Here is a 524-nt window from a genome sequence, read left to right on the forward strand (position 1 = left end):
ATTAACTTATTAGTATCAACAGAAATACTTACTTTCATGAATGATCTGCGTTTCTTCTTTGTCCTGAGTGAATAGTAGTAACTACAATAACCACTGGTAAATCCACTTGAATCAATAGCAGTAACTTTTATTCTTTCTCCATGTGAGTAGAACAGATCAAGTGTTTGCTTTAATAATCCATTGAAGTAAACAGATTTAATTCTTCTAACGAACTTATGAAGTGTACTATAATGTGGAACTTGTTTTAATCCAATTTTTGACTTAACTGAATCCATCAGTTGAACAAGTTCAACAATACTCCTGTAATCAGTCTTCAGGTACTCCTTTAACAAAACCAATGTCAATAGCTGATGTTGTGTATATTTTCTTTTGGAATACTTACAACTGTATATCTCCAAATGTGAGTTTCCTGATGCAGCTAGCGCTGCATCAACAAAGTTTAAGTACTTATTAGACAAAACACTAAACATCCCCTTTGTGTTTTCGCTAGCAAGTTAACACTTTGGGGTTTTATCCTTTTTAAA

At 32.4% G+C, this 524-nt stretch carries 1 pseudogene; it reads right to left on the reverse strand.

The window, feature by feature from the left end:
* A pseudogene (locus CUN85_RS12845) lies at positions 1-470 on the reverse strand (IS5/IS1182 family transposase); the annotation flags it as partial.
* Positions 471-524: the final 54 nt, after the last annotated feature.

It is taken from the genome of Methanolobus halotolerans, from assembly GCF_004745425.1.
Classification (GTDB): domain Archaea; phylum Halobacteriota; class Methanosarcinia; order Methanosarcinales; family Methanosarcinaceae; genus Methanolobus; species Methanolobus halotolerans.